The 18,345-nt window shown below is 66.0% G+C and carries 16 protein-coding genes; 8 read left to right on the top strand and 8 right to left on the bottom strand.

Features of this window, described 5'->3' with window-relative positions; genetic code table 11:
* Positions 1 to 81: 81 nt before the first annotated feature.
* From folE2 to EX20_RS24205, 4 genes are all read right to left on the bottom strand, one after another.
* Positions 82 to 891, bottom strand: a complete 810-nt coding sequence (gene folE2, locus EX20_RS24220) for a GTP cyclohydrolase FolE2 (RefSeq protein WP_011881590.1) — start codon at positions 889 to 891, stop codon at positions 82 to 84.
* A 122-nt stretch (positions 892 to 1,013) separates the two neighbouring features.
* Positions 1,014 to 2,918, bottom strand: a complete 1,905-nt coding sequence (dxs, locus tag EX20_RS24215; protein WP_014724697.1) for a 1-deoxy-D-xylulose-5-phosphate synthase — start codon at positions 2,916 to 2,918, stop codon at positions 1,014 to 1,016.
* A gap of 80 nt (positions 2,919 to 2,998) precedes the next feature.
* Positions 2,999 to 3,883, bottom strand: coding sequence for a polyprenyl synthetase family protein (locus EX20_RS24210; RefSeq protein WP_011881588.1), 885 nt, complete (start codon positions 3,881 to 3,883; stop codon positions 2,999 to 3,001).
* Entirely contained in the window at positions 3,880 to 4,173 is a 294-nt protein-coding gene (locus EX20_RS24205; RefSeq protein WP_011881587.1) for an exodeoxyribonuclease VII small subunit, read from the bottom strand. The genes EX20_RS24210 and EX20_RS24205 overlap by 4 nt, the downstream gene beginning before the upstream one ends.
* A 270-nt stretch (positions 4,174 to 4,443) precedes the next feature.
* Here EX20_RS24205 and EX20_RS24200 point away from each other — a divergent pair, with 270 nt between their 5' ends.
* Together EX20_RS24200 and EX20_RS24195 are read left to right on the top strand one after the other, a co-directional pair.
* The gene (locus EX20_RS24200; protein ID WP_011881585.1) at positions 4,444 to 5,550 is read left to right on the top strand and encodes an aromatic ring-hydroxylating oxygenase subunit alpha; all 1,107 of its coding nucleotides are present in this window, start codon (positions 4,444 to 4,446) and stop codon (positions 5,548 to 5,550) included.
* Positions 5,551 to 5,667: 117 nt separating this feature from the next.
* On the top strand, positions 5,668 to 6,537 hold the full coding sequence (locus tag EX20_RS24195) for a sulfurtransferase (protein WP_011881584.1): 870 nt from the start codon (positions 5,668 to 5,670) through the stop codon (positions 6,535 to 6,537).
* 49 nt (positions 6,538 to 6,586) lie between these two features.
* Here the strand turns inward: EX20_RS24195 and EX20_RS24190 are convergent, their stop codons facing one another.
* The 3 genes from EX20_RS24190 to polA all read right to left on the bottom strand — a co-directional run bounded on the left by EX20_RS24190 (position 6,587) and on the right by polA (position 12,191).
* A complete protein-coding gene (locus tag EX20_RS24190) occupies positions 6,587 to 7,462 on the bottom strand; it encodes a dienelactone hydrolase family protein (RefSeq protein WP_014724693.1) in 876 nt (291 codons plus the stop codon).
* Between the two features lie 363 nt (positions 7,463 to 7,825).
* Positions 7,826 to 9,160, bottom strand: coding sequence for an NAD(P)/FAD-dependent oxidoreductase (locus EX20_RS24185; RefSeq protein WP_014724692.1), 1,335 nt, complete (start codon positions 9,158 to 9,160; stop codon positions 7,826 to 7,828).
* A 277-nt stretch (positions 9,161 to 9,437) separates the two neighbouring features.
* The gene (polA, locus tag EX20_RS24180; protein ID WP_034194991.1) at positions 9,438 to 12,191 is read right to left on the bottom strand and encodes a DNA polymerase I; all 2,754 of its coding nucleotides are present in this window, start codon (positions 12,189 to 12,191) and stop codon (positions 9,438 to 9,440) included.
* A 1-nt stretch (position 12,192) separates the two neighbouring features.
* On the opposite strand from polA, the gene EX20_RS24175 reads away from it, so the two are divergent.
* Complete coding sequence (locus EX20_RS24175) at positions 12,193 to 12,951, top strand: LOG family protein (RefSeq protein ID WP_011881579.1); 759 nt, start codon at positions 12,193 to 12,195, stop codon at positions 12,949 to 12,951.
* Between the two features lie 382 nt (positions 12,952 to 13,333).
* Entirely contained in the window at positions 13,334 to 13,612 is a 279-nt protein-coding gene (locus EX20_RS33210; RefSeq protein WP_011881578.1) for a hypothetical protein, read from the top strand.
* A 116-nt stretch (positions 13,613 to 13,728) separates the two neighbouring features.
* Here EX20_RS33210 and EX20_RS24165 read toward each other — a convergent pair whose 3' ends face one another.
* Positions 13,729 to 15,255, bottom strand: coding sequence for an AMP nucleosidase (locus EX20_RS24165; protein ID WP_034194990.1), 1,527 nt, complete (start codon positions 15,253 to 15,255; stop codon positions 13,729 to 13,731).
* Between the two features lie 141 nt (positions 15,256 to 15,396).
* On the opposite strand from EX20_RS24165, the gene EX20_RS24160 reads away from it, so the two are divergent.
* From EX20_RS24160 to EX20_RS24145, 4 genes are all read left to right on the top strand, one after another.
* Complete coding sequence (locus EX20_RS24160; protein ID WP_011881576.1) at positions 15,397 to 15,801, top strand: hypothetical protein; 405 nt, start codon at positions 15,397 to 15,399, stop codon at positions 15,799 to 15,801.
* A gap of 102 nt (positions 15,802 to 15,903) precedes the next feature.
* Positions 15,904 to 16,902: a homoserine kinase gene (locus EX20_RS24155; protein ID WP_011881575.1), complete on the top strand. Its 999-nt coding sequence runs from the start codon at positions 15,904 to 15,906 to the stop codon at positions 16,900 to 16,902.
* Positions 16,893 to 17,702, top strand: coding sequence for a BPSS1780 family membrane protein (locus EX20_RS24150; RefSeq protein ID WP_034194989.1), 810 nt, complete (start codon positions 16,893 to 16,895; stop codon positions 17,700 to 17,702). Before EX20_RS24155 ends, EX20_RS24150 begins: the two co-directional genes overlap by 10 nt.
* Positions 17,703 to 17,863: 161 nt before the next feature.
* Entirely contained in the window at positions 17,864 to 18,316 is a 453-nt protein-coding gene (locus EX20_RS24145; protein ID WP_014724649.1) for a MarR family winged helix-turn-helix transcriptional regulator, read from the top strand.
* Positions 18,317 to 18,345 lie beyond the last annotated feature (29 nt).

Here is an 18,345-nt window from a genome sequence, read left to right as displayed (position 1 = left end):
TGCCCGATCGCGAGCAGCCTGTTTTCATTTCAGCGCCGATACGAACCGGCGAACCGGCGAACCGATACGGACAACCCGGCGTTACGCCGCGAGCCGCTTGTCGCGCTCGATCAGCGCATATGCGCTGTGATTGTGGATCGATTCGAAGTTCTCGGCTTCGAGCACGTAGGCGATCACGCGCTCGTCCGCATCGAGACGCTGCGCAACGTCGCGCACCAGATCCTCGACGAACTTCGGATTCTCGTATGCGCGCTCCGTGACGAACTTCTCGTCCGGACGCTTCAGCAAACCCCACAGCTCGCACGACGCCTCTTCCTCCGCGATGCGGATCAGCGCCTCGACCGGCAGGTCGCCCGCGAGTTCGGCATCGATCGTCACGTGCGAGCGCTGGTTGTGCGCACCGTACTGCGAGATCTTCTTCGAGCACGGGCACAGGCTCGTCACCGGCACCAGCACCTTCAGAAACACGCGCGTGTGGCCGTCGCGGCTTTCGCCCGCGAGCGTGACTTCATAGTCGAGCAGGCTCTGCACGCCCGACACCGGCGCCGTCTTGTTCACGAAGTACGGAAACGTCACTTCGATGCGGCCGGCCTGCGCCTCCAGCTTCTCCAGCATCGACGCGAGCATCGCGCGAAAACGCTCGACCGTCAGCGGCGCACGGTTCTCTTCGAGCAGCGCGACGAAGCGCGACATGTGCGTACCCTTCTGATCGGCCGGCAGGCGAACGTCGAGGTTCCAGACACCGACGCTCGGCTGCACGTCGCCGCTCTCGGTGCAGACCGTCAACGGATGCCGGACCGCCTTCACGCCCACGCGCTGAATCGGAATCTGACGGGTATCGACCGTGCTTTGCACGTCGGGCATCACGAAGGCGGGGTTCATCTGGTTCATCTTGTTCAATCCTTGTTGTCCGCGCGTCCGACGACGCGCACGCCGCGTCATGCGGCAGCACAAAAGCAACATGGGCCCGCAGGCCCATGTTTGTCGCATCAGTGAAGACCGGTTGCGCCAGTTTATGCGACGCGCTTCGCCTCGCCGGCGAGATCGGCTACCGGGCTGAGGAAGCGTTCGCGAATCGACTTCGCGATGCCCGCGCTGTCGAGGCCGCATTGCGACAGCAGCTTCGCGGGGTCGCCGTGATCGATGAACTGGTCAGGGAGGCCCAATTGTAGTACGGGTCGGATAACCCCACTCTCCATCAGGGCTTCGACGCACGCGGAACCTGCGCCACCCATCAGGCAGCCTTCCTCGACCGTGACGAGATAGTCGTGCGTCTCGGCGAGCTCACGCACGAGCGCCGCGTCGATCGGCTTCACGAAGCGCATGTTCGCGACCGTTGCGTCGAGCTCGTCGGCCGCCGCGAGCGACGGCGCGACCATCGTGCCGAACGCGAGGATCGCGACGCGCTTGCCTTCCGGCTGCGACGAACGGCGGCGCACTTCGCCCTTGCCGATCGGAAGCGCGGTGAACTCCTTGACCGTCGCCACGCCGGTGCCCGAGCCGCGCGGATAGCGCACGGCGGTCGGGTTCGGCTGCTGAAGCGCCGTGTGCAGCATCTGCCGGCATTCGTTCTCGTCGGACGCGGCCATGATCGTCATGTTCGGGATGCAGCGCATGAACGCGAGATCGTATGCACCCGCGTGCGTCGCACCGTCGGCGCCGACGAGGCCCGCGCGGTCGATCGCGAACACGACCGGCAGGTTCTGCAGCGCGACGTCGTGGATCAGCTGGTCGTACGCACGCTGCAGGAACGTCGAGTAGATCGCGACGACCGGCTTGAGCCCTTCGGTCGCGAGCCCGCCAGCGAACGTCACCGCGTGCTGCTCGGCGATGCCGACGTCGTAGTAGCGATCCTTGAAGCGCTTCTCGAACTCGACCATGCCGGAGCCTTCGCGCATGGCCGGCGTGATGCCGACGACGCGTGAATCGCGCTCGGCTTCGTCGCACAGCCATTCGCCGAACACCTGCGTGTAGGTCTTCTTCGCCGGCGTGGCGGACGGCTTGATGCCTTCGGCCGGATTGAACTTGCCGGGGCCGTGGTAGAGCACCGGATCGGCTTCGGCGAGCTTGTAGCCCTGGCCTTTCTTCGTGACCACGTGCAGGAACTGCGGACCGCGCAGCTCGCGGATGTTCTGCAGCGTCGGGATCAGCGAATCGAGATCGTGACCGTCGATCGGGCCGATGTAGTTGAAGCCGAATTCCTCGAACAACGTGGCCGGCACGACCATGCCCTTCGCGTGCTCCTCGAGCTTGCGCGCAAGCTCGAGCACCGGCGGCGCCACGCTCAGCACGCGCTCGACGCCCGCGCGCGCGGCCGCGTAGAAGCGGCCCGACATCAGGCGTGCGAGATGGCGGTTCAGCGCGCCGACCGGCGGCGAAATCGACATGTCGTTGTCGTTGAGGATCACGAGCAGCTTCGCATCCTCCGACACGCCCGCGTTGTTCATCGCCTCGAACGCCATGCCGGCCGTCATCGCGCCGTCGCCGATCACCGCGATCGAGAAGCGGTCGTCGCCGTTCAGCTGGCTGCCGATCGCCATCCCGAGCGCCGCCGAGATCGACGTGCTCGAATGCGCGGTGCCGAACGTGTCGTACTCGGACTCGCTGCGGCGCGGGAAGCCCGAGATGCCGTCGTACTGGCGCAGCGTGTGCATCTGGTCGCGGCGGCCGGTCAGGATCTTGTGCGGGTAGGTCTGATGACCCACGTCCCAGACGATCCGGTCGTTCGGCGTGTTGAACACGTAGTGCAACGCGATCGTCAGCTCGACCGTCCCGAGGTTGGACGACAGATGGCCGCCCGTCTTCGACACGCTGTCGAGCACGAACGCGCGCAGTTCATCCGCGAGCGGTTGCAGTTGGCGACGATCGAGGCGGCGCAGATCCGCCGGGTCGTCGATGGTTTTCAGCAAGTCGTACATCGTCGTTCCATTGTAGGAAATCAAACGCGCCCGCATTCTATTGCACGCACCGTAGCGTGTGCGCAGCGGCGGGCTTCGCGTCAGCTGACCCGGTTCACTACCAGGTCGGCAAGTTCGGCGAGACGCTGTGCGCGCGCGCCGAACGGTTTCAGCGCATCGTGCGCTTCAGCGCGCAGCTGCGCTGCGAGCTCACGCGATGCGTCGAGGCCGAGGATCGATACGTAGGTCGGCTTGTCGTTCGCTGCATCCTTGCCAGCCGTCTTGCCGAGCGTCGCCGAATCGGTCGTGACGTCGAGAATGTCGTCGACGACCTGGAACGCCAGGCCCACGGCCCCCGCGTACACATCGAGTGCGGCCATCGCATCCGCCGACGGCGTCTCGCCTGCCAGCGCGCCCATCCGCACAGCGGCGCGCAACAGCGCGCCGGTCTTCATCCGGTGCATCGTCTCGAGCTGCTCGCGCGTCAGCTTCAGGCCGACGCTCGCCAGATCGATCGCCTGCCCGCCGGCCATGCCGATCGAGCCGCTCGCGAGCGCCAGCTCGCGCACCAGCGCGGCCTGCTGCACGGGCGACAGCGCGTCGGCATCCGTCAGCGCGACGAATGCCTGCGACTGCAGCGCATCGCCGACCAGCAGCGCCGTCGGCTCGTCGTACTGCACGTGCACGGTCGGCTTGCCGCGACGCAGCGCGTCGTCGTCCATGCACGGCATGTCGTCGTGCACCAGCGAGTAGACGTGGATCATCTCCAGCGCCGCCGCCGCCGCGTTGCGCGCCGCTTCGGTCGCGCCCGTCAGCTCACCCGCTGCATGGCACAGCAGCGGGCGAACGCGTTTGCCCCCACCGAGGACCGCGTAGCGCATCGCCTCGTGGAGTTGCGTGGGCACCACGTTGTCGGCCGGCAAATAGTGGCCGAGTGCGTCCTCGACACGGTCAAGTACGGACCGCATCCATTGTTCGAATGTCATAGATCGTCGTCGTCGCCGTCCGTGGCGGCCGTTCCGGAGGAAAGCGGCTTCAGCGTCGCGCCGTCGAGCACGCGGACCTGTTGCTCCACTTTCTCGAGCTGCTGTTGGCAAAACGCAACGAGGGCCGCGCCGCGGCGATACGCGGCAAGCGAATCCTCGAGGCTCAACGCGCCGCCTTCCATCCGGGCAACCAGCGATTCGAGTTCCGCCAGCGCCGTTTCGTACTTGTCCGGCAACGGTTCGGTGCCGTTACCGGCCGCGGTGTCGCCGGGGGATGCGGTTTTCGCCATGGACGAGGGTGTCAAATTGCAAAACAAGTCGGACATTCTACGGCAAAAGAGAAATTTCCGACCTGCCGACGTGGGTACCCGGCCCCACATGCGACCCCGTATCGGGCGCCGACCATGCGCGGGCCCATCGACGCCCGACAAAAAATTGACACAAATCAGGCACTTAATCCTGGCCTTACGAGGGGATCCGGGTATAATTCCCCGTTTCCCTAAATCGATTTTTCGATGGTTGGGTTGTTCACTGCTTTCACGCTATCACCGGGAGTGGGAATGTCCAATCTGAGCGATGCGCTTCAGTTGAAGTCGGCTCATAGCCAGCTTCCAGTCACTGCTTACTTCGATGAGGCGCTGCTTGAGCGCGAGATCGAAACCCTCTTCAAGAAAGGACCTCGTTACATCGGGCACGAGTTGATGGTGCCCGAAGCGGGGGATTATTTTGCGCTGCCGTCCGAACAGGAAGGCCGCGTGCTGGTACGCAATCAGGCGAACCAGGTCGAGTTGCTGTCGAACGTCTGCCGTCACCGTCAGGCGATCATGCTCAATGGGCGCGGCCGCACCCAGAACATCGTATGCCCGCTGCATCGCTGGACTTACGACCTGGACGGCCAGCTGCTCGGCGCGCCGCACTTCCCCGACAAGCCGTGCCTGAATCTCGGCAAGAGCCCGCTGCAGAACTGGCAGGGGCTGCTGTTCGAGGCCGAAGGCCGCAACGTCGCGCGCGATCTCGCGAATCTCGGCACGAAACATCATTTCGACTTCGCCGAATATCAGTTCGATCACGTCGAAGTGCACGAGTGCGATTACAACTGGAAGACGTTCATCGAGGTCTACCTCGAGGACTACCACGTCGTCCCGTTCCACCCGGGCCTCGGCAGCTTCGTGTCGTGCGACGATCTCAAATGGGAGTTCGGCGAATGGTACAGCGTGCAGACGGTCGGCGTGCACAACGCGCTCGCGAAGCCGGGCAGCGCGACTTACCAGAAGTGGCACGAGCAGGTGCTCAAGTTCCGCAACGGCGTACCGCCTGAGTTCGGGGCGATCTGGATGGTCTATTACCCGGGCCTGATGATCGAGTGGTATCCGCACGTGCTCGTGGTGTCGTGGCTGATTCCGCGCGGCCCGCAGAAGACGACCAACATCGTCGAGTTCTATTACCCCGAGGAAATCGCACTGTTCGAGCGCGAATTCGTCGAGGCGGAGCGCGCCGCATATATGGAGACGGCCGTCGAGGACGATGAAATCGCCATGCGGATGGACGCAGGCCGTCGTGCGCTGATGGCGCGCGGCGAATCGCAGGTCGGCCCGTATCAGAGCCCGATGGAAGACGGCATGCAGCACTTCCACGAGTTCCTGCGCCGCCATCTCGGCGATCTCTGATCGCCCACGCGACGGCCAGCCGCGCAACGCATCCGGCATCATGAAAAGACGGGCTTCGGCCCGTCTTTTTTTGTTTAGACTTCGGGTATCGGGCCGTTCGCACTCCAGGGAGCCGTCATGCCACACACTCACTACACCACGCTCATCTCCGCCGCCAATCTCGCCGAGCGGCTGGCCGCGGCACCGGGCAGCGTCGCCGTGTTCGACTGCCGCTTCGATCTCGCCGATCCGGCAGCGGGCGAAGCCGCTTACGCAGCCGGCCATATTCCCGGCGCACAGTATCTGCACCTCGATCGCGACCTGTCCGGGCGCAAGACCGGCACCAACGGCCGCCATCCGCTGCCGAGCCGCGACGCACTGGCCTCGCTGATGGCCAGCCGCGGCGTCAAGCAGGGCCAGCAGGTGGTTGCGTATGACGCGCACGGCGGCGCCTATGCGGCGCGCCTGTGGTGGTTGCTGCGCTGGCTCGGGCACGACTCCGTGGCGGTGCTCGACGGCGGTCTGCAGGCATGGGAGGCGTCCGGCCAGCCGCTGACGACGGACGTGCAGCATCCGGCTGCCGGCGACTTCCGCGCGGCCGCGCCGCTCGAGTCGACCGTCGATGCTGCGGCCGTGCTCGCGAACATCGCGTCGGGCGCGCGGATCGTGATCGACGCTCGGGCACCGGACCGCTATCGCGGCGAAAACGAAACGATCGATCGTGTCGGCGGCCATATTCCCGGCGCGCGCAACCGCTTCTTCAAGGACAATCTCTCGACCGACGGCCGCTTCAAGACGGGCCACGAGCTGCGCGAGACGTTCACCGCCCTGCTGGCCGGCGTCCAGCCGAACAGCGTGATCCTGCAATGCGGGTCGGGCGTGACCGCATGCCACAACGCGCTCGCGCTCGAAATCGCGGGGCTGCACGGCGCGTCGCTGTATCCGGGCTCGTGGAGCGAATGGAGCGCCGATCCGGCGCGGCCGATCGCGACCGGCCCCACGCCGTAAGCGCCGACACGGCACGACGAACGGGCGGCTCCCGACGCCGCCCGTTCGCTTACATCACGCCGTACTTCTGGAACCACTCGATCGCGCGTTTCCACCCGTCTTCGGCGTCGGCCTTCACGTAGCTCGGCCGGTAATCGGCGAAGAACGCGTGGCCGGCATCCGGATACACGACGATCTCCGACTGGCGCGCGCGCTTCGAATCGCTCGTCTGGATCGCATTACGCATGTCGGCGAGCGACGCCTGCGTGATGTTGGCGTCCTTCTCGCCATAGAGGCCGAGCACCGGCACCTTCAGCAACGACGCATGATCGACCGGATTGAACGGCGTCATCTCGTCGGTCTTGCCCTCGACGAAGCCGTACCACGCCACCGCCGCGAGCACGTGCGGGTTGTGCTCCGCATAGAGCCACGCCTGGCGGCCGCCCCAGCAGAACCCCGTCACGCCGAGCCGCGCCGGATCGCCGCCGTTCCTGCCGGCCCACGCGACGGTCGCATCGAGATCCTCGGTCACCTGCCGGTCGGGCACCTTGCTGATGATGTGCTCGTAGAGATCCTTCATCGTCGGATACTTCGCCGCATTGCCCTGCCGCGCGAACAGGTCGGGCGCGATCGCGAGATAGCCGAGCTTCGCAAAGCGCCGGCACACATCGGCGATATGCGCATGCACGCCGAAGATCTCGTGGATCACGATGACGATCGGCAGATTCGTCTTGTCGACCGGCTGCGCGCGATACGCGGGGATGCTCGCATCGCCGGAACGGATTTCGATCGTGTCGACGTCGAGCCCCGCGCTGTCGGTCGTGATCGTCTGCGCCGACACGGGCAGCACGGCCGCCGCGAAGGCGCTGCCGAGCGCGGCCTGCATGAACTTGCGGCGCGAGAACGGAACGTGGGGGACCAAGCTGTCGACTTCGGGTTTCAACATGAATGCACTCCTCGATTGGGCACCGCCGTCATGGCCGCGAACGGAACCGGACGGAGCGTCGCGCCGTCGAACGACGCGGATGTCGCGGCGGCTGGCACACCGCCGCAACCGGAAACCCGCACAAGATGCCCAATAATCCGTTGTCGCGTCAACTGTCGGAGATGTAAGACTCGATTACCGACGTGGCTGTCCCGCTCGTCGGCGGGCGCGCGACCCACCGCGTCGCGCGAATGAAACGGCGTGTCGTCATGCGTGCGCGGCTGGTCGGAGGCGGACCTCGCAGCGCGGCAATCGCACGTGCCGCGGGCATCGACGCAGCCGGTCACGCGCTGCCCGCTCGATGCCCGCATCCACCGCGCGCGACTAGTGCAGCTTCACACGCGGCAGCGTCGTCCGCCGCAGCCAGTGCGCGACCGTATCGAGCACCATGCGCGGATAGCCGTGCAGCGCCGCGACGTGCAGCCGGTACAACGACATGTACATGAACCGCGCGAACAACCCTTCGATCAGCATGTTGCCGCCGATCAACCCGCCCATCAGGTTGCCGACCGCGCTGAAGTGGCCGAGCGACACGAGCGAACCGAAATCGCGATACGTGAACTCGGGCAGCGGCCGGCCGTCGAGCCGGCATCCGATCGCCTTCAGCAGGAAGCTCGCCTGCTGATGCGCGGCCTGCGCGCGCGGCGGCACGTTGCGTTCGTGGCCGGGCCATGCGCATGCCGCGCAGTCGCCGAGTGCGAACACGTTGTCGTCGATGACGGTCTGCAGCGTACGGCGCACGTCGAGCTGGCCGAGCTTGTTGACCTGCAGGCCGTCCAGTTGCCCGAGCACGGCCGGCGCCTTGATGCCGGCCGCCCACACCGTGAGGTCGGCGCGCACGGCCTTGCCGCTCGCGGTATGCACGAATCCCGGCGCGACTTCGGTCACGCGCTCGGCCAGCATCAGGCGAACACCGAGCTTCTCGAGCAGTTCGGCCGTCGCCGACGACACGCGCTCCTGCAGCGCGGGGAGAATGCGCGGGCCCGATTCGATCAGCACGATGCCGACGTCATGCCGCGGATCAAGCTTGTGCAGCCCATACACGGACAGCACCTGCGCGGTGTTGCGCAGTTCGGCCGACAATTCGACGCCCGTCGCCCCGCCGCCGACGATCACGACCTGGATGCGCGGCTCGGCGGCCGCGCCCGGTGCGGGCTCAGCCGGTGCCTGGTGCTCGGCGCGCATGCACGCAGCAATCAGGCGCTTGCGGAAGCGCTCGGCTTCGCCGACCGTATCGAGCGCGATCGCGTTTTCCGCCGCGCCCTGCACGCCGAAGAAGTGCGTCGTGCTGCCGATCGCGACCACCAGCGTGTCATATTCCAGATTGCGCGCGGGCAGCAGTTCCGCGCCGTCGCTGTCGTTGACCGGCGCCAGCGCGATGCGCTTCGCGGTGCGATCGAGCGCGGTCAGCTCGCCCTGCTGAAACTCGAAGCCATGCCAGCGCGCCTGCGCCGCATATTCGAGCTCCTGCGTGAACGGGTCCATGCTGCCGGCCGCGACCTCGTGCAGCAACGGCTTCCAGATGTGAGTCGGATTGCGGTCGACGAGCGTGACGAGCGCACGCGCGGGACGATTGCCGCTCGCACCGTAACGATCGCCGAGCCGGGTCGCCAGTTCGAGGCCGCCCGCGCCTCCGCCTACGATGATGATCCGATGCATCCGATTCCCCCTTTGCGATTCGACACTGCTGCCGCCGGACGAGGCAGACGCGATGCCTTCGCGCCGCCCGCTGGATTAACCGGTTCGGACACCATCGATGTGCAGTTCGAAACACACTCCGATGCGTCCAAGCCAGGGAACGCGGGGCGCGCAGCCCCGAAACAATCAATTGCTGATCTGCATTGTCCGGAGCTTGCGCGTCGATCACAAGCAAACCATCTCGATATTCAGCATCCCCGCAACAATATGCCGAAGGGAGCGGGAATCGCGCGATGCGTCAGTGGGCCTCTTCCCAGTTCGCGCCGGCGCCGACTTCCGCGACCAGCGGCACCTTCAGCTTCGCGACGCCGCACATCATTTCGGGCAGCTTCTCGCGCACCAGCGACAGCTCGTCGTCGGGCACCTCGAGCACCAGTTCATCGTGCACCTGCATGATCATGCGCGATGCAAGCCGGTCGCGCGTGAGCCAGTCGTCGACCGCGATCATCGACAGCTTGATCAGATCGGCTGCCGTGCCCTGCATCGGTGCATTGATTGCGGCACGCTCGGCCGCCTGCCGGCGCGGCCCGTTGCCGCCGTTGATTTCCGGCAGCCACAGGCGACGGCCGAACACCGTTTCGACATAGCCCTGGTCCTTCGCCGCCGCACGGGTGTCTTCCATGTACTGCGCGACCCCCGGGTAGCGCGCGAAATAGCGGTCGATGTACAGCTTCGCCGCATCGCGCGTGATGCCGAGATTCGATGCGAGTCCGAACGCGCTCATCCCGTAGATCAACCCGAAGTTGATCACCTTCGCGATGCGGCGCTGATCCGAATTCACCTCGAGCGGCGTCACGCCGAACACTTCGGCCGCGGTCGCGCGGTGGATGTCCTCGCCGTGCGCGAACGCGCGCAGCAACGACGCATCGCCGGAGATGTGCGCCATGATCCGCAATTCGATCTGCGAATAGTCGGCCGACACGATCCGATGGCCCGGCGACGCGATGAACGCTTCGCGAATGCGCCGGCCTTCGGCCGTGCGCACGGGGATGTTCTGCAGGTTCGGCTCGTTCGACGCGAGCCGGCCGGTGACCGCCACGGCCTGCGCATAGTTCGTGTGTACGCGGCCTGTGGCGGGGTTCACCATGCGCGGCAGCTTGTCGGTGTAGGTCGACTTCAGCTTCGACAGCCCGCGATGCTCGAGCAGCAGCTTCGGCAGCGGGTAATCCTCGGCGAGCTTCTGCAGCACTTCTTCGTCGGTGGACGGCGCGCCGCTCGGCGTCTTCTTCACGACCGGCAACTGCAGCTTCTCGAAGAAGATCTGGCCGATCTGCTTCGGCGAGCCGAGATTGAATTCGCCGCCGGCCAGCTCGTACGCCTGCCCTTCGAGCTCGATGAGCCGCGTCGCGATCTCGTTGCTTTGCGCGTGCAACAGCGCGTCGTCGATCAGCACGCCGGTGCGCTCCATCTTGCGCAGCACCAGCGACACCGGCATCTCGATCTCGCGATACACGCGCTCGAGGCCCGCTTCGCGTGCGATCTGCGGATAGAGCACGTGATGCAGCTGCAGCGTGATGTCGGCGTCTTCGGCCGCGTACGCGGCGGCCTGGTCGAGCGCCACCTCGTCGAAGCCGATCTGCTTCGCGCCCTTGCCTGCGACGTCTTCGTACTTGATCGTCTTGACGCCCAGATGGCGCAGCGCGAGGCTGTCCATGTCGTGCGTGCGGTGCGATTCGAGCACGTACGACTCGAGCAGCGTGTCGTGCTCGATGCCGTTCAGCGCGATGTCGTAGTTCGCGAGCACCTGCGCGTCGTACTTCAGATGCTGGCCGACCTTCTTGCGGTCGGCCGCTTCGAGCCACGGCTTCAGGCGCGCGAGCACGTCGTCGAGCGGCAGTTGCTCGGGCAGATCGGGCCCGCGATGCGCGACCGGCAGATACGCGGCCTTGCCCGGCTCGACCGAAAACGACAGCCCGACGAGTCGTGCGGTCATCGGATCGAGCGACGTGGTTTCGGTGTCGAACGCCGTCAGTGCGGCTGCATCGATCTTCGCGAACCACGCGTCGAATTGCGCCCAGGTCTGGATCGTCTCGTACTCGCGCACGATGTCGGTTGAGACCACCGGCGCCGGCTCGCCGTCGCGCGCGTCGGCGCCGCCGCCTTCCGGCGGTGCGCTGTCGACCTCGCGCAGCCATGTCTTGAAGCCGTAACGCGCGAAGATGTCGCGCAGCAGGTCGCGTGCTTCGCCGTCGGTCTTCAGCGACGCCTCGATCGATTCGAGATGCGGTGCGAGATCGCAGGCCGTGTCGACGGTCACGAGCTTGCGGCCGAGCGGCAGGAAGTCGAGCGCGCGGCGCAGGTTGTCGCCGACCACGCCCTTGATCTCGCCTGCGTGCTCGATCACGCCGTCGAGGCTGTCGTATTGCGACAGCCACTTCACGGCCGTCTTCGGCCCGCACTTCTCGACGCCCGGCACGTTGTCGACGGTGTCGCCGATCAGCGCGAGGTAATCGATGATGCGCTCGGGCGGCACGCCGAACTTCGCGATCACGCCGTCGCGATCGAGCGTCTCGTTCGTCATCGTGTTGACGAGCGTGACGCGCTCGGTCACGAGCTGTGCGAGATCCTTGTCGCCGGTCGACACGATCACGTTCATGCCGCGCTGCTCGGCCTCGCGCGCGAGCGTGCCGATCACGTCGTCGGCCTCGACGCCCTCGACCATCAGCAGCGGCCAGCCGAGCGCGCGCACCGCGCCGTGAATCGGCTCGACCTGCAAGGCGAGATCGGGCGGCATCGACGGACGGTTTGCCTTATAGTCGGCATAAAGGTCGTCGCGGAACGTCTTGCCCTTTGCATCGAACACGCAAGCGCTATACTCTGCACTGACTTCCTTGCGCATACGGCGCAGCATGTTGATGATTCCGTAGAGCGCTCCGGTCGGCTCCCCGCCAGGGCCACGCAGATCAGGCATCGCATGGTAAGCCCGATACAGATAGCTCGAACCGTCAACCAATAGCAGGGTCTTACCTTCCAGATTTCGTTCTTCAGGCATTATGAACAAGAGAAAAGTGATTCCGAGTCTGCGTTCGCTCGCAGATCAAGAACGCGCGACGGCCAAGAAGGCGCGCGCATCGTGGCAGATGTTCACGATTATGGCAGAGTTTATCGAGGCAACCGAGTACCTGTCGGAGATCCGTCCGGCCGTCAGCATCTACGGTTCTGCCCGCCTCAAGCCCGACACGCCGCACTACAAGCTCGCCGCGCAAATCGCCCGCAAACTGTCCGACGCCGGCTTCGCGGTGATCTCCGGCGGCGGCCCCGGCATCATGGAAGCGGCGAACAAGGGCGCGCACGCCGGCAAGGCGCCGTCGGTCGGCCTGAACATCGAATTGCCGCATGAGCAGGCCGGCAACCATTACCAGGACATCTCGCTGCGCTTTCGCCACTTCTTCACGCGCAAGGTCACGTTCGTCAAGAACTCCGACGCGGTGATCGTGATGCCGGGCGGCTTCGGCACGCTCGACGAACTGTCCGAAGTGCTCACGCTGATCCAGACGAAGAAGTCGCGGCTCGTGCCGATCATCCTCGTCGGCAGCGAGTTCTGGAAGGGGCTGCTGCAGTGGTTCCGCGACCAGCTGATTCCGATGGGCCTGATCAATCCCGAAGACATGGACCTGATGCAGGTGATCGACGATCCCGACCAGGTGCTCGACGCCGTGCTCGCCTTCTACGAGGACAGCGGCGAAGAAGAAGGCCCGGAAGGCGACGACGAACCGCCGCGCCCCGAAGAAGACCGCATGTTCTATCTGTAACGCGGGCGCTGCCGCTGCCGGCGCATTGCCGGCAGCGCGCGGTCCACACGCGGCAGGCGGCGCGATTGCGCTGCCTGCCGCGTGTCATTTTGTAACCTCGCATTAATCGGCGCCGCGCGGCCGCGTGCGGTCGAATGTCAAATTCGCGCGCAACGTCGCACGACGTTGCTTGGCCGTGAACCTTCATTGTCAAATCGCGCCGAACGTGGTGGCCGACACGGCCGCGCCCGGCGCCAATCAGCCGTTACAAACGCGGCTCGCATTTTTCGTCGCGCGCCAGCACACTGCATCTCGTCGGCGCGGCGTCCCCCCGGTGGAAACGATTCCCCCTCGCGTCCATCGCGTCGCACCGGCATCTGATCACGACATCACGGAAAACAACATGAAACCCACGCTGCTCGCCCTTTCTCTCGCCGGCCTCGGTCTCACGGTGTCCGGCCTCGCCCACGCCGTCAACGTCGACGTGAACATCGGCACCGCGGCGCCGGTGATCGTCGCCCCCGCGCCTGCGGTGATCGTCGGCTGGCATGGCGACCGCTATTGGGACGGCCGTCGCTACTGGGAGCGCCGCGAATGGGAAGACCACGAACGCGGCTATCGGCACGAACCGCGCGGCGGCTATCACTGCCCGCCGGGACACGCGAAGAAGGGCGAGTGCTGAGCATCCGCGCGGCGCGCTGATCGCGCCGTGTAACGTACCAACAAGAAGGCCGCTTGCGAACCATGGTTCGCATGCGGCCTTCGTCGTTGCACGCGCAACTGCGCTGCGACGTGAGGTTACTGGAACGCCACCTCGGCAAAGCTCCGCAGCTTGCGACTGTGCAGCTTGTCGAGTCCGTTGGTGCGGAGGATTTCCATCGCCTTCACGCCGATCTGCAGATGCTGATCGACCTGACCGCGATAGAACGTATCGGCCATGCCCGGCAGCTTCAGCTCGCCGTGCAACGGCTTGTCCGACACGCACAGCAACGTGCCGTACGGCACGCGGAACCGGAACCCGTTCGCGGCGATCGTCGCGCTTTCCATGTCGAGCGCGATCGCGCGGCTCTGCGACAGCCGCTGCACGGGCTCGCGATGATCGCGCAATTCCCAGTTGCGGTTGTCGACGCTCGCGACCGTACCCGTGCGCATCACGCGCTTGAGCTCGGCGCCGTCGAGCTGCGTGACCTCGGCCACCGCGCGCTCCAGCGCGAGTTGCACTTCGGCGAGCGCGGGGATCGGCACCCACAGCGGCAGGTCGGCGTCGAGCACGTGGTCCTCGCGCACGTAGCCGTGCGCGAGCACGTAGTCGCCGAGGCGCTGCGTGTTGCGCAGGCCCGCGCAATGGCCGAGCATCACCCACGCGTGCGGACGCAGCACCGCGATGTGATCGGTGATCGTCTTCGCGTTCGACGGGCCGACGCCGATGTTGACCATCGTGATGCCGCTGCCGTCCGCGCGCTTCAGGTGGTACGCGGGCATCTGCGGCAGCCGCGGCGGCGCGGCGCCCTCGACCGGCTCGCTGCCGAGGTTCGCGTTGTACGTGACCACATCGCCCGGCTCCACGAACGAACTGTATTGACTGCGGTACGCACGCACGTCGGGATCGCTGCTTTCCGTCATCAGCGTGCGGCCGAGCTTCACGAACTCGTCGATGTAGAACTGGTAGTTCGTATACAGCACGTAATTCTGGAAGTGCGTCGGCGACGTGGCCGTGTAATGACGCAGCCGGTGCAGCGAGAAGTCGACGCGCGCCGCGGTGAACAGCGCGAGCGGATGCGGCTCGCCGGGCGCCGGCTCGAACGTGCCGTTGACGATGCGATCGTCGAGATACGACAGATCGGGCGTGTCGAAGATGTCGCGCATCGCGAGCAGGCGGTCGCGGTCGAGTTCGCCTTCGAGGTGGATGCCCTCGGGAAACGCGAAGTGCACGGGAATCGGCTGCGACGAAACGCCGATCTCGATCTTCACGTGATGGTTTTTCGACAACAGGCGAAGTTGCTCGCGATAGTAGTTCGCGAACAGGTCGGGGCGCGTGACGGTCGTCTCGAACACGCCGGGGCCGGCGACGAAGCCGTACGAGCGGCGCGAATCGACGTGCGTGTTGACGTCGGTGCGAATCCGCACGAACGGATAGCACGCGCGCACGTGCTCGGTGATCGGTTCGTGGCGCCGGTAGCGCGCGAACGCATCGCGCAGGAAGCCAGTATTGGTGTCGTAGATGGCCGACAGTCGCGCGACGGCGGCGATGGAATCGTCGAAGGCTTCGACGGGTGGGCTTTCGGGCGTCAGCACGCGGTGCCGGCGGCTCAAATCGTTCTTCATTTTCGTCACCTCATCTGATCGGACCACATTACCACGGAACCCGGTCACGCTCATGGCTCCGCGCAGCCACGGCGGTCGCACGCGACGGGCGGGCTGCACGCAGTAATTTGCTAAAATCGGCGGGTTCACTGGAGACTCATCATGAAGCCGCTCATTCTCGTCGTCGCCGCCGCGCTTGCTGGCACGTTTGCCGCCGCCGGAGCCGCGTACGCGGCCGGCAGCACGTCGGACGCCGACGCGCAGGCGCGCGCCGAGGCCAACGAAGCCGCCGGCCTGCCCGATCTCCGCAAGATCAACCGGCCGGGCGCCGAAGTCACGTCCAAGGTCGACTTCGCCGACATCCGCCGCACGCCGAGCTTTCACGAAAAAAGCAAGAACGGCACCGAAGTCACCGAGTATCGCGATCGCGGCAAGCCGGTCGAGATCGACGTGAAGTCGAATTTCGGCACGCGCTATCAGATGAGCTCGTCGATCGACACGTCGCCGAAGCCGCACGACGCCGGCGTGCCGATCACGCGCCTGCCGTCGGTGAACCTGCACTATTGATTTGCGCGACGCCGCGCCGGTTTCGGCGCGGCGCGCCGCGCTCCCTCCATTCCCGTCGCGCCGCACGCCGCGCGCGTCGACAACTGACCAGACGCATCTCGCATGGCCGTTTTCACCGCTGTTTCCGACTCCGATCTCGCGCAATGGATGCGCCACTACGAACTGGGCGACGTGCTGGCGTTCCGCGGCATTCCGTCCGGCATCGAAAACAGCAACTTCTTCCTGACGACGACGCGCGGCGAATACGTGCTGACGATCTTCGAGAAGCTGACGGCCGAACAGCTGCCGTTCTATCTGGACCTGATGCGCCACCTGGCAAGCCATCGCGTGCCGGTGCCCGACCCGGTGCCGCGCGACGACGGCGCCCTGTTCGGCCTGCTGCACGGCAAGCCGGCCGCGATCGTGACCAAGCTCGACGGCGCCGCGGAGCTCGCGCCCGGTGTCGAACACTGCATCGAAGTCGGCCAGATGCTGGCGCGCATGCACCTGGCGGGGCGCGACTACGCGCGCCAGCAGCCGAACCTGCGCAGCCTGCCGTGGTGGCAGGAAAACGTGCCGGCGATCGTGCCGTTCATTTCCGACGCGCAGCGCGCGCTGCTCGAAAGCGAACTCGCGCACCAGGCCGCGTTCTTCGCATCGGACGACTACGCGGCGCTGCCGAGCGGCCCGTGCCACTGCGATCTGTTCCGCGACAACGTGCTGTTCGCGCACGCGGCGCCCGGCACCGGCCACGACGTACGGCTCGGCGGCTTCTTCGACTTCTATTTCGCCGGCTGCGACAAATGGCTGTTCGACGTCGCGGTGACCGTCAACGACTGGTGCGTCGACCTCGCGACCGGCGTGCTCGACACCGCGCGCGCCGACGCGCTGCTGCGCGCATACCAGACCGTGCGGCCGTTCACCGCCGAGGAGCGCCGCCACTGGAGCGACATGCTGCGCGCCGGCGCGTACCGGTTCTGGGTGTCCCGCCTGTACGACTTCTACCTGCCGCGCGCGGCCGAAATGCTGAAGCCGCACGATCCCGGTCATTTCGAACGCATTCTCCGTGAGCGGATCGCCCACACGCCCGCGCTTCCCGAGACCCACACCGCATGCAACTGATCGAAGTACCCGCGAAAGCGGGCTATGTCTGGTTCCGTCAAGGCATCTGGCTGTTCCGCCGGAACCCACTCGCGTTCATCACGCTGTTCTTCACGTACCTGCTCGCGATCACGCTGGTGTCGATGGTGCCAGTGGTCGGCGCGGCGCTGCCGCTGGTGTTCATCCCCGGCATCGCGGTCGGCTTCATGGCCGCGTGCCGCGACACCGTGGCCGGCAAGCCGGTGATGCCGACGATACTCGTCGACGGCTTCCGGTCGTACGGCGCAGCCGCGACTCAGCGGCTGCTGGTGCTCGGCGTCGTCTACGTCGCGCTGATGGTGCTGGTGTTCGCCGCGTCGTCGCTGGTCGACGGCGGCGGCCTGCTCCACATGATGCTTGGCACGACCGGCGACACGAATCCGACGCCGGAATCGCTCGCCGCGCAGCGCACGCTCGGTGCGCTGCTCCTCGCCACGCTGCTCTACACGCCGGTCGCGATGCTGTTCTGGTTCGCGCCGGTGCTCACCGCATGGCACGACATCCCGCCGGCGAAGGCGCTGTTCTTCAGCATCGTCAGCTGCTGGCGCAATCGCGGCGCGTTCATGGTGTACGGGCTGCTGTGGTTCGGCGTCGCGCTCGGCACGTCGTTCGGCCTGTCGCTGCTGTTGCAGGCGCTCGGCGCCGGCGCCTACGTGCTGACGATCATGATGCCGGTGACGATCGTGATCGTTACGATGATGTACTGCTCGTTCTACGCGACCTATCGCGGCTGCTTCGGCGTGCAGGAGCCGGGCACGGCGACGCCGATGTCGGGTCGCTGAAACGGCGGTCGGCCGGCTTGCTCGGCCGGCCCTATCCCGTCCTTGGCGGTCGCCCGACCGCCTCATCCAGCCCCGCTGCCCGCGCGCTGTTCAAGCAAGCCGTTTGGGCGCAAAATAATTTGCGTGCAAATCGTCAGCGCCGTTTCGCGCCCCATCGGATCATGGACCGCACGCCTTCCCTGCCTCAGACCCTCGACGAGCAACTCTGCTTCGCGCTCTATTCGACTTCGCATGCGATGACGAAGGCGTACAAGCCGTTGCTCGACAAGCTGTCGCTGACCTATCCCCAATATCTGGCGATGCTGGTGCTGTGGGAGCGCGACGACATCGCGGTGAAGGACATCGCGGCGCGACTCGACCTCGATCCGGCCACCGTCACGCCGCTGCTGAAGCGGCTGGAGGCGCTCGGCTACGTCGAACGCGCGCGCAGCACCACCGACGAGCGCGTCGTGAACGTGCGGGTGACGCCGGAAGGCCGCGCGCTGAAGGACCAGGCGCGCTCGGTCCCCGCCGATCTTTTTTGCGCAATGCAGCAGACGCCCGAATTCCTCATGAGGCTGCGCGCGGATCTGCAGCAGCTGCACGATGCACTGGCGGCCGCCAACGGCGATTGACGAAGCGACCGCACGATGTTCGTGCTCAG

It is taken from the genome of Burkholderia sp. WP42, assembly GCF_000745665.1.
In the GTDB taxonomy this organism is placed as follows: Bacteria; Pseudomonadota; Gammaproteobacteria; order Burkholderiales; family Burkholderiaceae; genus Burkholderia; species Burkholderia vietnamiensis.
This window is presented reverse-complemented; position numbering and strand designations above follow the sequence as displayed.